The sequence below is a fragment of the Burkholderia sp. THE68 genome (genome assembly GCF_009938265.1).
GTDB lineage: Bacteria > Pseudomonadota > Gammaproteobacteria > Burkholderiales > Burkholderiaceae > Caballeronia.
Window position 1 is genome coordinate 69626 of record NZ_AP022316.1, and the last position, 20567, is coordinate 90192.

Consider the following 20567-nt stretch of genomic DNA (forward strand, 5'->3'; position numbering starts at 1 on the left):
CGAATGTACCCCGCCGGAAATCCTTCCAATGTGCGCGTAACCACAGAGGTTGTGGCGTTCCGGCACAGTTTGACCTTGCAAATGGGCGCTAAAGCATGTTTCGGATACCGAAAGGCGGCAATTACTACGCTTTCTGGCAGGTTTGTTCATCTCAATTCGCGTTTACGCTAGGGCGAAAAATCTTGGAATATAGGCTGAAAAGAGATAGTCGAAGGCGCGAACGTGCGTGCGTGAATGCGTCCGGTCGGGAGGTCGCAAGCAGTCAAGTCACGGTCGCAAGCGGGCGTTCGGGCGCCTTTATGCGGCGGTACTTTGTACCCCATGCCGGCACGCGAACCGGCGCATCGATTGAACCCTCACCGGAAGGCTCGACATGAGACAACACCTGATCTGCACGCTGCTTGCCGTTACCTGTTCCGCATTCGCCGTTGCGCCGGGCGCGCAGGCGGAAGACGCGAGTTGCCGCACGGTGCGCTTCGTCGACATCGGTTGGACCGACATCACCTCGACGACCGCGCTCGCGTCGGTCGTGTTCGAGGGGCTCGGCTATGCGCCGCGGACCACGGTGGCGTCGGTGCCGATTTCGCTTGCCGGGCTGAAGAGCAAGCAGATCGATGTCTCGCTTGGTTACTGGTGGCCGGTGCAGCAGAAGGCGGTCGAGCCGTTCCTCGAAGCGAAGAGCATCCAGAAGCTGGAACCGCCGAATCTTTCGGGCGCGAAAGCGACGCTCGCCGTGCCGAGCTATGCGTACGATGCGGGCATCAAGACTTTTGCGGACATCGCGAAGCATCGCGACGAACTGGGCGGCACGATCTACGGCATCGAGCCGGGCAGCAGCGCGAACGCCAAGATTCAGAAGATGATCGATTCGAATCAGTTCGGGTTGGGTGGGTTCAAGCTCGTGCAGTCGAGCGAGGCGGGGATGCTGGTCACGGTCGAGCGCGCGATCCGCGAGAAGAAGCCGGTGGTGTTTCTGGGCTGGGAGCCGCATCCGATGAACATTCAGATGAAGATCAACTATCTCTCGGGTGGGGATGAGGTGTTCGGGCCGAACTATGGCGAAGCGCGGGTTTACACCCTGACGAATACGGATTTTCTGGCGCGGTGTCCTAATGCGGGGAAGTTCGTTTCCAATCTGCGATTCACGACTGATCTGGAGAACCGGTTGATGCAGCCGGTGATGAACAAGGAGCGGCCTCAGGAGGCGGCGAAGGCCTATCTCAAGCAGAACCCGCAGGTGTTGGATGCCTGGCTTGCAGGCGTGAAGACGGTTGATGGGAAGGAGGGGTTGACGGCGGTCAGGCAGTATCTCGGGCTGTGAGTTTTGCTTGCGATTGGGGTTTGGGTTTGTCGCCGGATCCCGTATTCGTGTTGGTTTATTGGCACTGCCCCTGTGCGGGGCGTCTCGAGCTGCTTTCTTTGGTTACTTTCTTTGCAGCAGCAAAGAAAGTGACTGCCGCCCCGCACAGGGGCAGTGCTAATAAACCGACACGAAAACGGGATCCAGCGAAAGCAACAAAAAGCGAGCCAGAAACAAAGGAACCCTAACAGAAGGAAAAGGACCAAGACGATGAACTACGAAGTGATAGTAACGTGCGCAGTAACCGGCGCCGGCGACACGACCGGCAAGCACCCCGCCATCCCCACGACTCCAAAACAGATAGCTCAGGCAGCAATAGAAGCGGCCCGCGCGGGCGCCACCGTCGCCCATTGCCACGTACGCGATCCCAAAACGGGCAGAGGCAGCCGCGATCCCGCGTTATACAGAGAGGTAGTAGACCGCATCCGCTCCTCCGACACCGACGTGATCATCAACCTGACCGCCGGCATGGGCGGCGACCTCGAAATCGGCCCGGGCGAAGACCCGATGCGCTTCGGCGCGAACACCGATCTCGTCGGCGGCCTGACGCGTCTCGCCCACGTCGAAGAACTGCTGCCCGAAATCTGCACGCTCGACTGCGGCACGCTCAACTTCGGCGACGGCGACTACATCTACGTCTCGACGCCCGCGCAACTTCGCGCCGGCGCAAAGCGCATCCAGGAACTCGGCGTGAAGCCCGAACTGGAAATATTCGATACGGGTCATCTGTGGTTCGCCAATCAACTGCTGAAAGAAGGCCTGCTCGATAACCCGCCGCTCTTCCAGCTATGCATGGGCATCCCATGGGGCGCACCGCCCGACACCGGCACGATGAAGGCGATGGTCGACAACCTGCCGCCCGGCGCGCACTGGGCGGGCTTCGGCATCGGCCGCATGCAGATGCCGATGGTCGCGCAGGCGATGCTGCTCGGCGGCCACGTGCGCGTCGGTCTCGAAGACAACCTGTGGCTCGATCGCGGCGTGCATGCGACGAACGGCTCGCTCGTGCAACGCGCCGTCGAAATCATCGAACGGCTGGGCGCACGCGCGCTCACGCCTGCCGAAGGACGCCGAAAGCTCGGACTGCCGCCGCGCGGCGAACGTCTGCTGGAAAAACGCATCGCCGAACAATTCGCCTGAACAGACAAGGACACATCGACATGCAAGTCAAGCAATTCGCCGCGCTCGGCGCGGGTGTGATCGGCAGCGGCTGGGTGGCGCGCGCGCTCGGAGCAGGGCTCGACGTCACCGCGTGGGACCCCGCGCCCGGCGCCGAAGCGCAGTTGCGCGCGAACGTCGCCAACGCGTGGCCGGCGCTCGAGCGCGCCGGTCTGGCGAAAGGCGCGTCGCCGCAGCGGTTGCGCGTCGTATCGACGGTCGAGGAATGCGTCGCCGATGCCGACTTCATCCAGGAAAGCGCGCCCGAACGCGAGGAACTGAAGCTCGCGCTGCACGAACGCGTGAGCCGCGCGGCGAAGCCCGATGCGATCATCGCGTCGTCGACGTCGGGGTTGCTGCCGACCGAGTTCTACGCGCGTGCGGTGAATCCGCAGCGCTGCGTGGTCGGTCATCCGTTCAATCCGGTGTATCTGCTGCCGCTCGTCGAAGTGCTCGGCGGCGAAGCGACTTCCGGCGAAGCGATCGACGCGGCAATGAGCTTCTACGCATCCATCGGCATGCGGCCCTTGCGCGTGCGAAAGGAAGTGCCGGGCTTCATCGCGGACCGCCTGCTCGAAGCGCTGTGGCGCGAGGCGCTGCATCTCGTGAACGACGGCGTCGCGACGACCGGCGAAATCGACGACGCGATCCGCTACGGCGCGGGCATCCGCTGGTCGTTCATGGGCACGTTCCTGACCTACACGCTGGCCGGCGGCGAGGCGGGCATGCGACACTTCATGCAGCAGTTCGGCCCCGCGCTCGAATTGCCGTGGACGAAGCTCGTCGCGCCGACGCTGACCGACGAACTCATCGACCGCGTGGTCGACGGCACATCACGGCAGACCAACGGGCGCGGCATCAAGGAACTGGAGCGCTATCGCGACGACTGCATCGCGAGCGTGATCGAGGCGATCGCGCAGGCGAAAGCGCGTCACGGCATCGAAGATTAAAGGAACCACGATGATCTATCGCGACACGGTCAAGCCCGAATGGGTCGACTACAACGGCCATCTGCGCGATGCGTTCTACATGCTGATCTACAGCCTCGCGACCGATGCGTTCATGGACCACATCGGTCTCGACGACGCGGGCCGCCGCGCGCGGCAGCGCACGCTCTACACCCTCGAAGCGCACATCAGCTATCTGCGCGAGATCAAGGAGGGCGCGGCGGTGCGCGTGGAAACGCGGGTCGTCGCGCATGACAGGAAGCGCGTCCATCTCTATATGGAGATGTTCGAGGGCGAGACGGCCGAGCCGGTGTCCGCGTGCGAGCAGATGATGATGCACATCGATTCGAGCGGCGCGCCGAAGTCCGCATCGTTCGATGAGGACATCGCCGCGCGCATCGCCGCCGAGCCGGCCATCGCGCTGAAGGACGCGCGTTATGCGGGCCGCGTGATCGGCTTGGCCGGACGCGCTTCGTCGGCCACTGCGCCGGCCTGAGCGCGCCACGTTCTCAGCAGCAACGCGTTGGTCACCACGCTCACGCTGGAGAACGCCATCGCCGCGCCCGCGAACATCGGATCGAGCATGCCGAACGCCGCGAGCGGAATGCCAATCAGGTTGTAGACGAACGCCCAGAACAGGTTCTGCTGAATCTTGCGGTAGGTGCGCCGCGAGATATCGATCGCGTCCGCGACGAGCGCCGGATCGCCGCGCATCAGCGTGAGGCCGGCCGCTTCGATCGCCACGTCGGTGCCGCTCGCCATCGCGATGCCGATATCGGCGGCGGCGAGCGCGGGCGCGTCGTTGATGCCGTCGCCGGCCATCGCGACGATGCCCTTGCCCGACGCCTTCAGTTGCGCGACGACGCGCGCCTTGTCGGCGGGCAGCGTTTGTGCAAACACCAGATCCGACGGAATGCCCAACGCGCGCGCGACGGCCTGCGCGCTGCCCTGATTGTCGCCGGTGACGAGCGCGCTTTTCACGCCCATGCGCGCAAGGCGATCGATGGCGGCGCGTGCGGTCGGCTTGATCGTGTCGCCGAACGCGAGCAGTGCGAGCACGGCGCTATCGAGGTCGATGAGCCAGGAAATCGTATTGCCCTGCGCCTCCAGTTCGCGGGCGCGCGCCGCCAGCGACGAAGGTACGTCGGCGTTCAATTCGGCGATCCAGCGCGCGCTGCCGATCGCGATGCGCCGCGCTCCGACATCCGCCTCCACGCCGCGCCCGGCGACCGCGCGCGCCGCGCTCGCATCGAAACGCGGCGCGTCGTGCGCAGCCGCGACCACCGCCTTCGCCAGCGGATGTTCGCTCATGCGCTGCACGGCGGCGGCGAGCCCGAGGGCTTCGGCCCGATCCTGCCCGGGCGCGGCATCGAACGCGACCAGGCTGGGTTTGCCGACGGTCAGCGTGCCGGTCTTGTCGAACGCGACGATCGTAATCGCATGCGCCTGTTCGAGCGCCTGCGCGTCCTTGATGAGAATGCCCTGGCGCGCCGCGACGCCGGTGCCGGCCATGATCGCGGTCGGCGTCGCGAGGCCGAGCGCGCACGGGCACGCGATCACGAGCACTGCGACGGCGTTGAGCAGCGCCGTTTCCGCGTTCGCGCCGTGCCACAGCCAGCCGGCCAGCGTGACGAGCGCGATCGCGAGGATCGCGGGCACGAACACTGCCGACACGCGATCCACCAGCCGCTGGATCGGCGCCTTCTCCGCCTGCGCCGATTCCACCAGCCGGATGATGCGCGCGAGCGTCGTTTCCGCGCCGATCGCCGTGGTTTCGATCGCGATCACGCCTTCGCCGTTGATCGAGCCGCCGGTCGCACGCGCGCCGGGTTCCTTCGCGACGGGCAGGCTTTCGCCCGTGATCAGCGATTCGTCGATATGCGTGCGGCCCTCGCGCACGATGCCGTCGACCGGCACGCGCTCGCCCGGCCGCACGATCGCGATATCGCCGATCCGCACATCGGCGAGCGCGACTTCGCGTTCGCGCGCCGGGTCGTCGCGATCGCGCACGCGCGCCTTGTCCGGGCGCAGCGCATTGAGCGCGCGGATCGCGTCGGTGGTCTGGCGCTTGGCGCGCGCTTCCAGCCACTTGCCGAAGCGCACCAGCGTGATGACGACCGCCGACGCCTCGAAGAACAGATGCTCCGTCATGCCGCCGTGCGCGGCCATCTGCCAGACGGACAAGCCCCACGCCGCCGACGTGCCGAGCGCGACGAGCAGATCCATGTTGCCCGCGAACGCCCGCACCGCGCGATAACCGCCGACATAGAAACGCGCACCAAAGCCGAACTGCACGACGCTCGCGAGCGCGAGTTGCAGCCACGGGTTCAGCGCGAGGCCGAACATCGGCGCGAGCAGCGGCACGGTGAGCACGGCGGACGCGAACACCGCCGCGAGCTCGCGATCGAATGCGGGCGGCGCGGCGGCGGCGGGCGGCGCTTCGGGCAGAATTGGCGCGGCGTCGTAACCGGCTTTCGCGACGGCGGCGACGAGCTGATCGTCGGAGACGGCGCCGCTCGCGTGAACGGTCGCCTTCTCGGTGGCGAGATTGACCGCGACGCTCTCGACGCCCGGCACGCGCCTGAGCACCTTCTCGACGCGCGCGACGCACGACGCGCAGGTCATGCCAGTCACGGCGAGTTCCGCGGTTCTTTGTTGATCGGTTGTGGACATGATGTAACGCTCCAGTCTGGCCGGGATCGCGAAGATCCCCTACGAGACCAGTATCGACCTTCCAGTGATTGGAAGGTCAAGGACGGAATGAACCGCGCCGTGCAATTCTGAAATGCAGCCTGCCGATGCGCCCGGCATTCGGCAAGTCACGAAGTGCTTTTGCCCGGCAACTGGTGCATGCTTCGCAACGCCGAAGCGCTTTTGTTCGCTTCGGCTTGCCTGACTTCTTGCCTATCGTCCGCGGATAAGTTAAAACCCGAATTTCGAGATAATGCTCGTGGCGCGCCGCGCGGGGCCTGGATGCGGCGATAATGCGCGCGCGAACCCATCGAAAGAAAACCGGATTCCCATTCGAATGAAGAACAACCGACGCTGGACGTTTGCGCTCAACCCCGTCATCTGGATGAGCGTGAGCCTCGCCGGAATCGCGGTCCTCGCGGGCTGCGCGAGCAAGCCGCCCGAGGCGAAACCGACCAGCACGGGCTGGGTGAAGAACCAGGTCGCCGATGCCTATACGTTCGGCTTCCCGCTCGTCGCCACCGACATCGCGCGTGAGCGGGCGAGCGGCGGCACAGGCCAGGGCCAGGCGCCGCTCAACGCCTTCCGCCACGCGAGCGCGCTGCCGCCCTCGGGCGCGGGCGGCGCGCCGAGCGTCGACACGCTCGAATCGACCGCCTGGCTCGATGTCTCCGCCGATCCCGTGATCGTGTCGCTGCCCGCCACGCCGCGCGGCCGCTATCTCGACGCCCGCGCGTTCGACGCGTGGACCAACGCGCTCTATTCCAGCGCCGACACGACGCCGTATCCGAAGATGCAACTGATCGCGTTCGTGCCTGCGGGCTGGACCGGCACGCTGCCCGCCAACGCGACGCGGGTGGAAACGCGCACGCGCTACGTGTGGCTCTCGGTGCGCGTGCGCGTGAACGGCCCGAACGACGTGCGCGAGGCACGCAAGCTGCAAACCGCGATGCACATCGACACGCTCACGCCCGCGAAGGGTTCCGTGTCCGATCCGACGCCCGCCGTCGCCAGCGCGTGGCCCGCGGGCGGCGCGAAGCAGCCCGCGGTGCCGCCGCTGCCCGCCGCACTGGCGACGATCGCGCCGGGCGCGCAGGCCGAGGCGCTCGACGCGAACGCGTTCTTCGCGCGCCTCGCCCGTTCGCTCGACGACAATCCCGCCGCCACCGACGACAGCCACGTGATGAGCCAGCTCGCCGATCTCGGCGTCAAGCCCGGCGAGCCAGTGCAGTTCAAAAAGACCGATGGGCCGCTGCTCGATGCCGGCCTCGCCGACGCGCACGAGCGGCTCGCGACCGTGCCGCCGAACGCGCTCTCGAAGAACGGCTGGATCTGGTTCGGCGACGGCGTCGGCATCTACGGCACGGATTACACGCTGCGCGCCTATCTCGCGCGCCGGCAGACCGCGACGGGCACGAAGGAAGGCGAAGTGAAGCCCGTGACGCGCGTGGACCGCGACGGCCATGCGTTGAACGGCGCCAACCAGTACACGCTGCATTTCACGGCGGACCAATTGCCGCCGGTGCGCGGCTTCTGGACGATCACGGCCTACACGAAGGACGGCGCGCTCGCCGACGCGAAGCTGCCGCGCCTGTCGATTTCCGATCGCGACCGGCTCAGGAAGAATCGCGATGGTTCCGTCGACGTGATCGTGTCGGCGAAATCGCCGGGACGCGCGCGCGACGCGAACTGGCTGCCCGCGCCCGAAGGCGAATTCCAGCTCGCGATGCGTCTTTATGCGCCGAGGCCGCAGGCGAGCGACGGCTCGTGGGCGCCGCCGCCTGTCATGCGGCAGTAAACCGGCTGCGCTGACACAATCGAACGAACCCATGAAGGCCGCGATTTTTTCGCGGCCTTCATGCGTTTGATACTCAGTTTGGGCAACGTTTGCGCACCGCGTCGTCGTATACTCGAGCTTCATCTTTCCCGGGACGGCGAAGCTCGGGCGGCGCTCATACGGGCGGCTCGTCGCCGCGCATCGAATGTCAAGCATCACCAGGTCTTCTCTTGCCTCCGCCGGTCAAACCCTGCGCTCGGTCGTGCACGCGCGGCGCACGCGGCGCATCTTCATCGGCTTGCTGATCGCGATATTCGTGATCGGCGCGCTCGGGTTCTTCGTCGCGCCGCCGGTCATTCGGCATATCGCCGAGCAGCAACTCGCGAAGCAGCTCGATCGCCCGGTCAGCATCCGGCGCATCTCGCTCAATCCCTATACGCTCGATTTCGAAGCCGATGGCGTGCGTATCGGCGAAGCGAGCGCGAATCTCGCGAAAGCGCCGGGCGCATCCGCAGATTTCATCGATGTGTCGCGGCTCGTCGTGCGTACCTCGTGGGCGTCGGTTTTCAGGCTCGCGCCGGTCGTCAACGAACTGAAGATCGATTCACCGCGCATCAGTGTCGTGCGTTTCGACGGCGAGCAATTCAATTTCTCGGATCTGATCGCGAAGTTCTCGAAGCCCGCGTCGCCGCCGTCGGACAAGCCCGCGCGGTTCTCGGTGTCGAACATCCGCATCGAGAACGGCCAGATCACCTTCGATGACAGGTTTCTGAAGGCGAAGCATGTGATCGACCGCTTCGCGCTCGGCATTCCGTTCATCGCGACATTGCCGTCCGCCACCGATATTTTCGTGACGCCGCTGTTGCAGGCGCGCATCGACGGCTCGCCGCTCGTCGTGAAGGGCCGCACGAAGCCGTTTTCGGAGTCGCGCGAATCTGAAATCGCGCTGTCGCTCGACGGCCTCGACGTGCCGCAGATCGCGTCCTACGCGCCGGCATCGGTGCCCGTCGCGGTCAGAAGCGGCAAGCTCTCGACCGATCTGAACGTGCGCTTCGCGATTTCGGGCGAGACGCCGACGATCCGCATCGACGGCACCGCCGATCTCGCCGATCTCGCCGTCACCGACAAGGCGAACGCGCCGCTCGTCGCGGCCCGCGCGCTGCACGTGAAGATCGCGAACGCCGAGCCGCTGCGCGACATCTATCACCTCGACGAAGTGACGCTGTCGAACCCGGACGTGCATCTTGCGCGCGATTCGGCCGGGCAACTGAACGTGCAGAAGCTGGCTGGCCCCGCGCCCAAGCCGGAAGAGAAGAAGCCCGCCGCGGACGAAGCGAAAAAGGAAGCGCCGCCGCTCGACCTGACGATCCGGCGTCTCGCGATCAACGACGGCACGATCGCCCTCGACGATCAGTTGCTGAAGTCGCGCGTGCAGGGCGCGCTGACGGGTCTCGCCGTGACGCTCGACGATTTCTCGACGCTCGCGAAGACGCCCGCGAAATACACGCTCAAGACCGCGTTCGACCACGGCGGCGCGCTCGATGCGTCGGGCAGCGTGTCGCTCGCCGGAAAGACGGCGGACGCGAAACTGGCGCTGAAGGCGTTCGCGTTGCCGCCGCTGCAACCCTATTTCGCGAACCTGCTGGCCGCGCGCGTGACGAGCGGCACGCTCGGCGCGAACCTGCCGGTGTCCGTCGACTGGAGCAAGCCGGATGGCGGCGTGCAGGTCGGCGCCGGCGACGTGAAGCTCGATGCGCTCGCGCTCACGCCCAATGCGGGCGGCGCGCCGATCAAACTGGCCTCGGCGGTGGCGAAGATCGGCAAGGTCGATGTCTCCGCGCGCAACGCGGCGCTCGACAGCGTGCAACTGAGCGGCCTCGCGCTTGACGCGACCCGCCGCAAGGACGGCAGCATCGATCTCGCCGCGCTCGCGGGCCCGCACGAAGCCGCGCCCGAGCAGACGGCCACGCGCAAGATCCAGAAGGCGCAGGCGGCGGGACCGGCGTGGCGCTATCAGATCGGCGAGATAGCGCTTGCGGATGCATCGGCGAATGTCGTCGATGAAACCACCGCGCGGCCCGTCAAGTTGCGCGTCGCGCCGCTCGCGGTGAACGTGAAGCAGTTCAGCGACGATTTGACGAAGCCGCTCGCCGTCGATGGCAAGCTCACGCTGAACGGCCGTGGCGCGCTCGCGCTCGGCGGCAATGTCACGGTGAGTCCGCTCAAACTCGCGCTGCACGTGAAGGGCGATCAGGTCGATGCGGCCGCGTTCGAACCGTATTTCGGCGACAAGCTCAACATCGACGTGACGAGCGCGTATCTGAACGCGATCGGCGATGTCGCGATGTCCGGCAGCGGCAAGACGCTCGCGGCGTCATACAAGGGCGATGTCTCGCTCACGGATGTACGCATGCTCGACAAGGCGACGTCCGACCGCTTCGCCGGCTGGAAGCTGCTCGGCCTCACCAACGCGAAGGTGAGCTACAGCGAACGCGGCACCGACGTCGACGCGGCGCGCGTGACCTTCGCGAGTTTCTACGGCCGCGTGCTGCTCGATGCGCAGGGCAGGCTGAACCTGAAGAGCGTGGTGGCGAGCGAGAGCGGCCCGCAATCGGTGACGCGCGACCGCGCGAAGGAAGAGGGCGCGTCCGCGCCGGCGGCGGCGAGCGCGCCCGTGACGGTGCCCGTGAAAACCGCGGCGAAGTCCGGGCCGCCGGTCAACATGCGCTTCGGCCAGCTGGTGCTGCAGGACGGCCGCGTGACCTACACCGACAACTTCATCAAGCCGAACTACACGGCGAATCTGGTCGCGATCAACGGCACGATCGGCGCGTTCGGCACGCATTCGACGACACCTGCGCCCGTCGACGTATCCGCGAAACTCGCGGCGAACGGGCCGGTGTCGATCAAGGGGCAGGTCAATCCGCTGATCGAGAAGCCCGCGCTCGATCTGACGGCGAGCGCGCACGGCGTCGAGCTGACGAACCTCACGCCGTATTCGACGAAATATGCGGGCTATCCGATTACCAAGGGCAAGCTCAATGTCGATCTGCACTACATGCTCGCCGACAACAAGCTCACTGCGAACAATCATCTGTTCATCGATCAGCTGACGTTCGGCGACCACATCGACAATCCGACGGCGACCAAGCTGCCGGTGCGGCTCGCGGTGTCGCTGCTGAAGAACTCGCGCGGCGAGATCGACGTGAACATTCCGATTTCCGGGTCGCTGGACAATCCGGAGTTTTCGATCGGCGGACTCGTGTGGCAGGCGATCGTCAATCTCGTGCAGAAGGCGGTGACCGCGCCGTTCACGCTGCTTGCGCACGCGTTCGGTGGCGGCAGCGGCGAGGATCTGAACTACATCGAGTTCGATGCGGGCTCGGCCACGCTGAACGATGCGGCGCAGAAGAAGCTCGATACGATAGCGAAGGCGCTGGTGGACAAGCCGTCGGTGCGCGTGGACGTGACGGGCCGCGTCGATCCGAAGACGGACGAGCCGGCGTTGCGCGCCGCGTGGGTCGACAGCCAGGTGAAGCGCGCGAAGGTGCGCGACATGGCGAGCAATGGCGAGAATGTGGACTGGAACGCGATCAGGATATCGGACGCCGATTACGACAAGTACCTGACGAAGGTGTACAAGTCGGCGGACTTCAAGAAGCCGACCAACTTCATCGGCATGACGAAGAGCGTGCCCGACGACGACATGAAAGCGGCGCTGACGAAGAACGCGCCGGTGGATGACGGATCGTTGCGCGATCTGGCCCAGCGTCGCGCGCAGGCGGTGCAGGAGTACTTCGACGGGAAGATCGACAGCAAGCGGATTTTTGTCGTCGCGCCGAAGATGAGCGCGGACGATATCAAGGACAAGGGAGCAGGTTCGCGCGTGGAACTCGGATTGAAGTAGAGCGCGTTGGCCAAACGGACGATCTGGATGAACAAGGAATCGAAAACTAATATCGGCGATACCGGAAATCAACACGAAAACGGGAATCAGCCGATGGGAACACCTTATGAGAAGGACGTGGTGGCGTGGGCCGAAGAACAGGCTGCGCTGTTGCGTGCAGGGAAGCTTGCGTCCATCGATATCGAGCATATCGCAGAGGAAATCGAGGACGTGGGCAAGAGTGAACAACGGGAATTTGCGAGCAGGATGGCGATTTTGCTGGCGCATTTGCTGAAGTGGCAGTTTCAGCCGGAGCGGCGAACCCATAGCTGGACGAACACCATCCTGGCTCAGCGCGCCGCCATCGAGCGACGGCTCCGGAAAACGCCGAGTCTGAAGCCCATGCTCACCGACGAGGACTGGATCGCCGATATGTGGGGCGATGCACGCGAACTGGCGGCGAATGAAACGGGTATCGGTTTCGCCGATTTCCCGGAAAGTTGTCCGTGGGCGATGTCGTCGGTGCTGGAGCAGGGATTCTTGCCCGAGTAGCACGAGACGCGCACCACCTTCAATGCGCCCCCGACGCCGCCCCGCCACCGCCTCCCTTCGCCACCTTCGTCACCCAGATCAGCGGAATGATCAGAATGAAGATCACCGCCGAGATCAGAAAGATATCGTTGAGGCCCATCATCGCGGCTTGCGAGTTGACGGTGAAGTTGAACATACCGCGCGCCTGCGCCTCGCTCACATCGAGCGTCGATCGCGACAGCCCGAGCGACTGTAAAAACGCCGGGTTATAGATATTCGCCTGCTCGGTGAGCCGCTCGTGATGCAGCGCGATGCGGTTATCCCACGCGTTGCCCGCGAGCGACGTGCCCACCGCGCCGCAAAACACCCGCGCGAAATTCGACAGCCCCGCCGCCGCCGGAATCTTCGATGGCGGCAGGCCCGACAGCACGATCGCCGTGAGCGGCACGAAGAACATCGCCATCGGGATGCCTTGCAGGAGCGTCGGCAGCACCAGATGCCACGTGTCGATCTCGATCACGTATTTCGAGCGCAGCCAGAACACGAACGCGAAGCCGACGAACGCCATCGTCGCGATGATGCGCGCGTCGCTGCGCGGCAGCACCTTGCCCATCACCGGCGCGAGGATCACGGCGAAGATGCCGAGCGGCGCGGTGACGAGCCCGGCGTCGATCGAGCGATAGTTCAGATACTGCTGCATCCATTGCGGCAGCAGCACGAGATTGCCGAAGAACACGCCGTACGCGATTGAAATCGCGACGGTGCCGCCGAAGAAATTGCGCCCGGCGAACAGCCGCAGATCGACGACCGGATTCGGGTCCGTCAACTCCCACACGACGAAGAACGCAAACGCGATGACCGCGACGATCGCCAGCACGACGATCAGCGGCGACGAGAACCAGTCGAGGTCGCGCCCCTTGTCGAGCATGATCTGCAGCGACGCGACCCACGAGACGAGCAGCAGCAGGCCGATCACGTCGATGGGCGCCTTGCGCGTCGGCGACTCGCGGTTGCGGTAGATGATCCACGTCACGCCGGCCGCGAAGATGCCCACCGGGATGTTGATGTAGAAGATCCACGACCACGAATAGCTGTCGGTTATCCAGCCGCCGAGCGCGGGACCGGCGATCGGGCCGACGGTCGCGGTCATCGCCCAGAGCGAAAGCGCCATCGACGACTTTTCTTTTGGATACGAGCCGAGCAGGATCGCCTGCGACAGCGGAATCAGCGGCCCGGCGACCGCGCCCTGCAACACGCGCGCGAACAGCAGCACCGGCAGATTCGGCGCGAGCCCGCACAGCCACGACGACAGCACGAACATCAGGATCGCGCCGACGAAAAGGTGCACTTGCCCGAGCCGCTGCGTGAGCCAGCCGGTCAGGGGAATGGACACCGCGTTCGACGCGGCGAACACGGTGATGACCCACGTACCCTCGTTGACGGACACGCCGAGATTGCCGGAGATGGTCGGAATCGCGACATTGGCGATCGACGAATCCAGCACGTTCATGAAAGTCGCGAGCGCCACCGCGAAGGTGGCAAGGACGAGCTGACCGCCCGCGAGCGGCGGGGGCGGTGCGGGCGCGGTGGACGGCGGCGGTGTGCTCATGCGGCTCGTGGTCGGTCGGGTCAACCGCAAGTGTGCCTGCGCTCAAAAAAAGCTGCTTGGCCGAACGGCAGATGCCCAACCAATCAACCGCGCCAAAGCGCGTATATACGCGTTGACACGCCTCGAATCGTGCAGATATGATCGAAGTATCAACGAGTATCAACGTATTTTTGAGGGCGTCATGCCGAAGCAGATCCTAAAACGTTGGGGCAATAGCCTTGCCGTGCGCATTCCTGCCAACATTGCCAGTGAACTTTCTTTAGAGGAGGGCCAGGAAGTGCATGTTGAAGTCGAGGATGGACACGTTACGATGCGGCCGCATCGGGCGATCCGGCGTTTTTCGCGCGAACGTCTGATTCAGCAATTTCGCGAGGGCAAGCTCGAGCGGCATGAAGAGATCGATTTCGGCGATCCCGTCGGCGATGAGTGGGGTGGGCCGGACGATCCGACGCGCGAGGGCTTCGAATGAGGGACGGAATTCCTGATGCGGGCGACGTGGTGAGATTGCACGTCGGTCCGTCGAGAGGCAATGAGCAGGACGGATATCGCGCGGTGCTCGTGATCTCCGATATCGTGATGAACGACATTACGGGCCGCTTCACGGGACTTCCGATCACGTCGAAGATTCGCGGCTGGGAAACCGAGGTGCCGATCACGAGTCTCAAGCGTCCGGGCGTCGCACTCGTAGACCAGCTTCGCAGTTGGAGCCATGTCCACAGAGAGCTTGCGTTCCGTGGCGAAACCGTGACGAAGGAGGAGCTCGACGCGGCGAAATACGCGATTCGCGCCTTTCTGCAACTTTGAGCGCGGGTGCGCGGCGGGGCCGCCGCCGCGCACCGTGCCTTATCTCACTTCGCCGAAATATCAATATTCCCCAGATACTTCTTCGCGTACTTGTCAATCGTCCCGTCCGCCCGGACCTTCTCGATTGCCGCATTGAGCTTCGTCTTCAGCGCATCGTCGCCCTTGCGCACGCCATAGGCGATGCCGCTGCCGAGGATCTTGTCGTCGCGCACCGGCGCGCCGACGAACGCGTAGCCTTCGCCATCCGGCTTCGACAGGAAACCGCTCTGTCCCGCCGGCGCGAGCACGAGCGTCCCATCGAGACGCCCGGACTTCAGATCCGCGTACACCTGGTTCTGATCCTGATACGGCACGACCTTCACGCCTTCGTTTTCCCAGTGCGCCTTCGCGAAGGTTTCCTGAATCGAGCCCTGCAACACGCCCACGCTCTTGCCCTTCAGCGACGCCGAAGTCGGTTCCAGGCCGCTGCCCTTCTTCGCGATGAGCTGGGTCGGCACGCGATACACGACCGTCGTGAAATCGATCGCCTGACGGCGTTGCTCGGTGGCATTCATCGCGGAGTTGATCGCGTCGAACTTGCGGCCCTGCAGCGCGGGGATCAGGCCGTCGAACGACGTCTCGACCCACTTGCACTGCATCTTCGCGGCGGCGCACACCGCATTGCCGACATCGATGTCGAGCCCTTGCAGCTCGCCCGTCGACGATTTCGATTCGAACGGCGGATATTGCGCTTCCAGTCCGAAGCGCAGCGTATCGGCGGCAAGCGCCGCACCGCTCGCGAAGGTGCACGCGACAAATAATGCGCTGGCGATGTGGTTCAGTTTCATCGTGTTGGTCTCCAGAAAAATCGTCAGATCGAGCAAAGGCGGCGCGCGCCTTCGATGAGCGTGTCATCGTCCTTCGCGAAGGAAAGACGGATCAGGCGGTTGTCGGTGCCGTCGGTGTAGAACGCCGACAGCGGAATCGTCGCGACGCGCGCCTCGCGAATCAGGCGCAGCACGAAATCGCTGTCGCTTTCGTTCGAGATCGCGTCGTAACGCGCCAGCATGAAGAAGCTGCCCGCGCTCGGCAACAGCTCGAAGCGCGAGCCCTTCAGCGATTCGGCCAGCAGATCGCGCTTGTGCTGGTAGAACGGCCCGAGATTCAGATAGCTCGATTCATCCGCCAGCGCCTCGGCGAACGCCATCTGCATCGGCGTGTCGGCGGAGAAGGTCATGAACTGGTGAACCTTGCGGATCTCCGACGTCAGCGCCTCGGGCGCGAGGCAGTAGCCGACCCGCCAGCCCGTCACGTGATACGACTTGCCGAACGACGACACGATCACGCTGCGCCCGGCCAGTTCCGGATAACGCGCCATGCCATGATGCAGCGCGCCGTCGAACACGACGTGTTCGTAGACTTCATCGGACAACACGATGATCTTCGTGTCGCGCGTCAACGCCGTGAGCCGCTCGATGTCGGCGGCGGTGAACGCGCTGCCGGTCGGATTGTGCGGCGTGTTGACGAGAATCATGCGCGTGCGCGGCGTGATCGCGGCGGCGACTTCGTCCCAGTCGATGCTGAAATTTTCGGCTGACAGCTTGATCGCGACGGGCGTGGCGCCCTGAAGCTGCACGATCGGCGCGTAGCTGTCGAACGACGGCTCGAAGTAGATCACTTCGTCGCCGGGATGCACGAGCGCGCTGATCGTCGCGTACAGCCCTTCGCTCGCGCTCGCGACCACGGTGATTTCCGTGCCCGGGTCGTAGGTCGCGCCGTACAGCTTGTGCGTCTTGATGGCGATCGCCTCGCGCAGCGCGAGCACGCCGGACATCGGCGAGTATTGGTTATGTCCTGCCCGCATGGCTCGCTCGACGCCTTCGATCAGCTTCGGATCGCATGCGAAGTTTGGCGCGCCTTGCGACAGATTGAGCGCATGGTGCTCGTCGGCGAGCTGGCCGATGACAGTGAAAATAGTCGTGCCGACGTTCGGCAGCTTCGACTCGGGAATGCAGGCGCTTTGCACGGCGGTGTCTCCGGAATTGCGGTTCGACGATTGCAGGCGTCGATTCAACCGCAGCAATAAAGCGCGGACAATCGAAACTTTGTCATACTAGCCATGCTTGCAGATCATGGCTATAGGCCAAAAACCCGATGAAACCGCTGCCTTCCCTCGACGTGCTCAAAACCTTCCTGGTCGTCACCCGGACGCTGAATTTCACGCGCGCGGCCGAGGCGCTGAACGTGACGCAGGGCGCGGTCAGCCGCCAGATCGCCGGGCTGGAGGCGCATCTCGGCTATGCGCTGTTCACGCGGCAGGCGCGCGGACTCGCGCTGACGCATCACGGCGCGCTGCTCGTCGCGCCCCTGCAGCAGGCGTTCGCGCATATCGACGATGCGCTCGCGAAAGGCGGCGCGCAATCGGGCATTCTGCGCGTGAAGAGTCCGACCTGTGCGATGCGCTGGGTGCTGCCGCGCGTCATCCGCCTGCAGAACGAACGGCCGGAGCTGGTGGTGGAGGTGACGGCGTCGGTGTCGCACGGCGTCGAGTTCAGTGCGGAGCAGTTCGATGCGGCGATCGTTTTCACGGGCGCGCCGTCGTTCAAGGGCGCGACCGCGCATCATCTGTTCGATGAAGTCCTGACGCCCGTCTGCGCGCCCGAATTGTGGAAGCCGAAGAAAAACGGCCCGTCGACGCCCGACGATCTCGCCGGCAAGACCTTGCTGCATCCCACCCGCGACCGCCGCGACTGGCTGCTGTGGCTCGGCGCGTACGGCTACGCGGGCCTGCCGTCGACGAAAGCGCAGCATTTCGACACGCTCGATCTGGCGATTTCCTCGGCGATGCAGGGCCTGGGCGTGACGATCGGCGATGTTGCGCTGATCGAAGAAGACCTGAGCGCGAAGCGCGTGATCGCGCCGTTCTCGCTGTGCGTGCCGAGCGGCGCGGCGTATTACCTCGTCTATCCGGAGCGGCCCGCGCCGTCGCCCGCATTGCAGCAGTTCGCGCAATGGCTGGGCGACGAAGCAGCGCGCACGCGCGCCCGGCTTCAGGCCCGCGCGCACGAGGCGCAGGCCTGACGCGCGCTCACATGCCGTGCTTGGTGACGACGGATTCCCACTGCCCGTTCTTCACCTGATACAGCGTCGACGATGCGTTCTTCAGCGCGCCGTTGCTGTCGAACGCGATCGGCCCGGTGATGCCGTCGAACGTGTTCGATTTCAGCACCGGCCGGTACACCTTCGGATCGATGGAACCGGCTTTCTGCATCGCGTTGATGGCGGCCCACGCGGCGTCGTAGCCGAACGGCGCATACGACAGAATCGCGACGCCGAAGCGCTTCTGGAACTTGTCGCTGAATGCCTTGCCGTCGGGCAGCTTGTCGAGCGGGCTGCCGTATTCCCACGCCTGCGCGCCCTCGGCGGCATCGCCCGCGAGCTTGAGGAAATCGGCGTCCATCACGCCGCCGCCGCCCACGAACTGCGCGTTCATGCCGAGCTGCTTCATCCGCTTGACGACGGCCGCCGCCTGCCGGTCGAGGCCGCCGAAGAAAATCAGGTCGGCGTTGGTCGACTTGATGCGCGTGAGCTGCGCGCTGAAGTCCACGGTCTGATTGTCGCTGTACTCGCGCGTGACGATCGTGCCGCCTTTCGCCTTCACCGCTTTTTCGAACTCGTCGGCCTCGCCCTGACCGAAGGCCGTGCGGTCGTCGATGATCGCGATGCGCTTCGCCTTGGTCGTCGTCACCGCGTAGACGCCCGCCGTGCCGGCGTTCTGCGCATCGCTCGAAATCACCGTGAAGACGTTTTCGAGACCGCGCGTGGTGATCGTCGGGTTGGTGGCGGCCGGGTCGATCATCGGGATGCCGGCGGTGTTGTAGATCGGCGAGGCGGGCAGCGTCGTGCCCGAGTTGAAGTGCCCGACGACGACCGCCACGTTGTCATCGACGAGCTTCTGCGCCGCCTGCACGCCGATGCGCGGGTCGGCCTGATCGTCTTCCGCGTGGATCTCGAACTTGGCCGTCTTGCCGCCGATCGTGATCTTTTTCGCGTTGGCTTCGTCGAGCGCGAGTTGCACGCCGTTCTGGAGATCCTTGCCGTAGCCTGCGTTCGCGCCGGTCAGCGGCGCGGCGAAACCGACTTTCACCGTGAGATCTTCGGCGGACGCTGAAAACGGTACGGCGCCGAGCGCGGCCGTGGCGCACGCCACCAGCCATGCCAAAGGTTTGGTACGAATGCGCATGCTTTCCTCTCCTTTTTTGATTTGGCTATCGAATGGAACACGAGCCGTTCTGTGTCGGCAAGACGGGCTTGCCCTCAACCGTCCAACCATCCGGCGATGAAGACAGCCGCTTCGCGCGCAGCCCGGCACAGGTGACGGACATGCGCAATGTAGGGAGCCAATTTAGACGCGTCTTGGTGTTTAGTCGCGCGTCCGATGCGGATTTCGGCATAGGCCCGATCTGCCGCTATCGCACGCCCGACGCGGCTTTGGGCATTTTGCCGCCCGAGCGCGCGCGACGATTCCCGACCATTCCGGCCGCGCGCCTATCGGGTCGATTGGAATTCTCCGGCTTGACAAAGTGCATATGCACTCATATTCTGCGGGACATGACTTCCAACTCTTCTCCACTCGACTGCAACTGTTTCGCGATCCGGCAGGCCGCGCGTTACGTGTCGCAGCTCTACGAGCGGCATCTGACCGTGGTCGGCATCACGTCGGCGCAGTTCACGATCATCGCGGCGATCGGGCGCAGGCCGGGCGTGCAGATGGCCGAACTGTCCGACGCGATGGTCATGGATCGCACCACGCTCGTGCGCGCGCTCAAGCCCTTGCAACGCGACGGCCTCGTCGAAGCGGCGCAGGAATCGGCCGCTTCGCGCGCGATCGGATTGCGGCTCACGGCGGCGGGCAAGGAAACGCTCGTGAAGGCGTCGGCGCAATGGCGCGCGGCGCAGGCGGAATTCGAAGCGAAGTTCGGCGAGAAACGCGCGAAGGCGTTGCGCCAGTCGCTGTTCGAACTGACGACCATGGATTGAGTGGAATAGATCGGGCTCGCCGTGCGCGGGCCTTTTGTATATCGAAATTAGTGTATATGCACAGTAAGGAGCACATCATGCAGATCAAAGGAAAAGTGGTACTCGTGACCGGCGCCAATCGCGGTCTCGGCAAGCAGTTCGCGAAATCGCTGCTCGAAGCGGGCGCGGCCAAGGTCTATGCCGCCGCGCGCGATCCGAAGAGCGTCGACATTCCCGGCGTCGAAGCGATTCGCCTCGATGTGACGAACGCCGCCGATATCGCCGAAGCCGCCGCGACTTACACCGACGTGCAAGTGATCGTCAACAACGCGGGCGTGACGACGCGCGGTCTGCTGGTCGATCCGGCATCGACGCAAGGCATCCGCGATCTGCTCGAAATCAACACCTTCGGCCCGATCGCGCTCACGCAGGCGTTCGCGCCCGTGCTGAAGAAGAACGGCGGCGGCGCGGTGATCAACGTGCTTTCGGTGCTGAGCTGGGTGTCGTTGCCGGCGGGCGGCGCGTATCACATCTCGAAGGCGGCGGCGTGGGCGGCCACCAATGCGCTGCGCGAGGAACTGCGCGAGCAGGGCACGCTGGTCGTGGCGGCGCATCCCGGTTACATCGATACCGACATGACCGCGCAAGTCACCGCCCCCAAATCGACGCCCGAGCACGTGGTGAACGAAGTGCTCGCCGCCGTGGCGAAGAACCAGGAAGAAGTGCTCGTCGATGACACCGGCCGCGACGTCAAGCGCTCGCTGTCGACCGACACGCCGATCTATCTCACCGGCATTCCGCGATAA

At 64.8% G+C, this 20567-nt stretch carries 17 protein-coding genes; 12 read left to right on the forward strand and 5 right to left on the reverse strand.

Annotated features, from left to right (window positions below; all coding sequences use genetic code 11):
- The first annotated feature begins 373 nt into the window (after positions 1-373).
- The 4 genes from BTHE68_RS13835 to BTHE68_RS13850 all read left to right on the forward strand — a co-directional run bounded on the left by BTHE68_RS13835 (position 374) and on the right by BTHE68_RS13850 (position 3961).
- Positions 374-1321 (forward strand): choline ABC transporter substrate-binding protein, encoded by a 948-nt coding sequence (locus BTHE68_RS13835; RefSeq protein WP_162066941.1) that lies wholly within the window; start codon positions 374-376, stop codon positions 1319-1321.
- Positions 1322-1570: 249 nt separating this feature from the next.
- Positions 1571-2500: a 3-dehydrocarnitine:acetyl-CoA trimethylamine transferase CdhC gene (cdhC, locus tag BTHE68_RS13840; RefSeq protein ID WP_162066942.1), complete on the forward strand. Its 930-nt coding sequence runs from the start codon at positions 1571-1573 to the stop codon at positions 2498-2500.
- A gap of 20 nt (positions 2501-2520) precedes the next feature.
- Positions 2521-3468, forward strand: coding sequence for an L-carnitine dehydrogenase (locus BTHE68_RS13845; RefSeq protein WP_162066943.1), 948 nt, complete (start codon positions 2521-2523; stop codon positions 3466-3468).
- A gap of 10 nt (positions 3469-3478) precedes the next feature.
- Positions 3479-3961 (forward strand): thioesterase family protein, encoded by a 483-nt coding sequence (locus BTHE68_RS13850; RefSeq protein ID WP_162066944.1) that lies wholly within the window; start codon positions 3479-3481, stop codon positions 3959-3961.
- On the opposite strand, the gene BTHE68_RS13855 is transcribed toward BTHE68_RS13850, so the two are convergent.
- Positions 3901-6090, reverse strand: a complete 2190-nt coding sequence (locus BTHE68_RS13855) for a heavy metal translocating P-type ATPase (protein WP_162068188.1) — start codon at positions 6088-6090, stop codon at positions 3901-3903. The two genes, BTHE68_RS13850 and BTHE68_RS13855, sit on opposite strands and share 61 nt — an antisense overlap.
- 403 nt (positions 6091-6493) lie before the next feature.
- Between BTHE68_RS13855 and BTHE68_RS13860 the strand changes: the two genes are divergently transcribed.
- From BTHE68_RS13860 to BTHE68_RS13870, 3 genes are all read left to right on the forward strand, one after another.
- On the forward strand, positions 6494-7954 hold the full coding sequence (locus BTHE68_RS13860; protein ID WP_162066945.1) for a DUF1254 domain-containing protein: 1461 nt from the start codon (positions 6494-6496) through the stop codon (positions 7952-7954).
- A gap of 184 nt (positions 7955-8138) precedes the next feature.
- The gene (locus BTHE68_RS13865; protein ID WP_162066946.1) at positions 8139-11840 is read left to right on the forward strand and encodes a DUF748 domain-containing protein; all 3702 of its coding nucleotides are present in this window, start codon (positions 8139-8141) and stop codon (positions 11838-11840) included.
- A 93-nt stretch (positions 11841-11933) separates the two neighbouring features.
- Positions 11934-12371: a DUF29 domain-containing protein gene (locus BTHE68_RS13870; protein WP_162068189.1), complete on the forward strand. Its 438-nt coding sequence runs from the start codon at positions 11934-11936 to the stop codon at positions 12369-12371.
- A 19-nt stretch (positions 12372-12390) separates the two neighbouring features.
- Here the strand turns inward: BTHE68_RS13870 and BTHE68_RS13875 are convergent, their stop codons facing one another.
- Positions 12391-13959: a DHA2 family efflux MFS transporter permease subunit gene (locus BTHE68_RS13875; protein WP_162066948.1), complete on the reverse strand. Its 1569-nt coding sequence runs from the start codon at positions 13957-13959 to the stop codon at positions 12391-12393.
- On the opposite strand from BTHE68_RS13875, the gene BTHE68_RS36840 reads away from it, so the two are divergent.
- Entirely contained in the window at positions 13958-14428 is a 471-nt protein-coding gene (locus tag BTHE68_RS36840; RefSeq protein ID WP_232077994.1) for an AbrB/MazE/SpoVT family DNA-binding domain-containing protein, read from the forward strand. The two genes, BTHE68_RS13875 and BTHE68_RS36840, sit on opposite strands and share 2 nt — an antisense overlap.
- Complete coding sequence (locus BTHE68_RS13885) at positions 14425-14763, forward strand: type II toxin-antitoxin system PemK/MazF family toxin (protein ID WP_162066950.1); 339 nt, start codon at positions 14425-14427, stop codon at positions 14761-14763. Before BTHE68_RS36840 ends, BTHE68_RS13885 begins: the two co-directional genes overlap by 4 nt.
- 44 nt (positions 14764-14807) lie before the next feature.
- Here BTHE68_RS13885 and BTHE68_RS13890 read toward each other — a convergent pair whose 3' ends face one another.
- Entirely contained in the window at positions 14808-15590 is a 783-nt protein-coding gene (locus BTHE68_RS13890) for an ABC transporter substrate-binding protein (protein ID WP_061175255.1), read from the reverse strand.
- 23 nt (positions 15591-15613) lie between these two features.
- Positions 15614-16768 carry a methionine aminotransferase gene (locus BTHE68_RS13895; RefSeq protein ID WP_162066951.1) on the reverse strand — a complete coding sequence of 385 codons (1155 nt, stop codon included), beginning with the start codon at positions 16766-16768 and terminating at the stop codon, positions 15614-15616.
- A 128-nt stretch (positions 16769-16896) separates the two neighbouring features.
- Between BTHE68_RS13895 and BTHE68_RS13900 the strand changes: the two genes are divergently transcribed.
- Positions 16897-17823: a LysR substrate-binding domain-containing protein gene (locus BTHE68_RS13900; protein ID WP_162066952.1), complete on the forward strand. Its 927-nt coding sequence runs from the start codon at positions 16897-16899 to the stop codon at positions 17821-17823.
- A 7-nt stretch (positions 17824-17830) separates the two neighbouring features.
- Here BTHE68_RS13900 and BTHE68_RS13905 read toward each other — a convergent pair whose 3' ends face one another.
- Positions 17831-18985 carry a branched-chain amino acid ABC transporter substrate-binding protein gene (locus BTHE68_RS13905; RefSeq protein ID WP_162066953.1) on the reverse strand — a complete coding sequence of 385 codons (1155 nt, stop codon included), beginning with the start codon at positions 18983-18985 and terminating at the stop codon, positions 17831-17833.
- A 368-nt stretch (positions 18986-19353) separates the two neighbouring features.
- Between BTHE68_RS13905 and BTHE68_RS13910 the strand changes: the two genes are divergently transcribed.
- Positions 19354-19782: a MarR family winged helix-turn-helix transcriptional regulator gene (locus BTHE68_RS13910; RefSeq protein ID WP_162066954.1), complete on the forward strand. Its 429-nt coding sequence runs from the start codon at positions 19354-19356 to the stop codon at positions 19780-19782.
- A 77-nt stretch (positions 19783-19859) separates the two neighbouring features.
- On the forward strand, positions 19860-20567 hold the full coding sequence (locus BTHE68_RS13915; protein WP_061175178.1) for an SDR family oxidoreductase: 708 nt from the start codon (positions 19860-19862) through the stop codon (positions 20565-20567).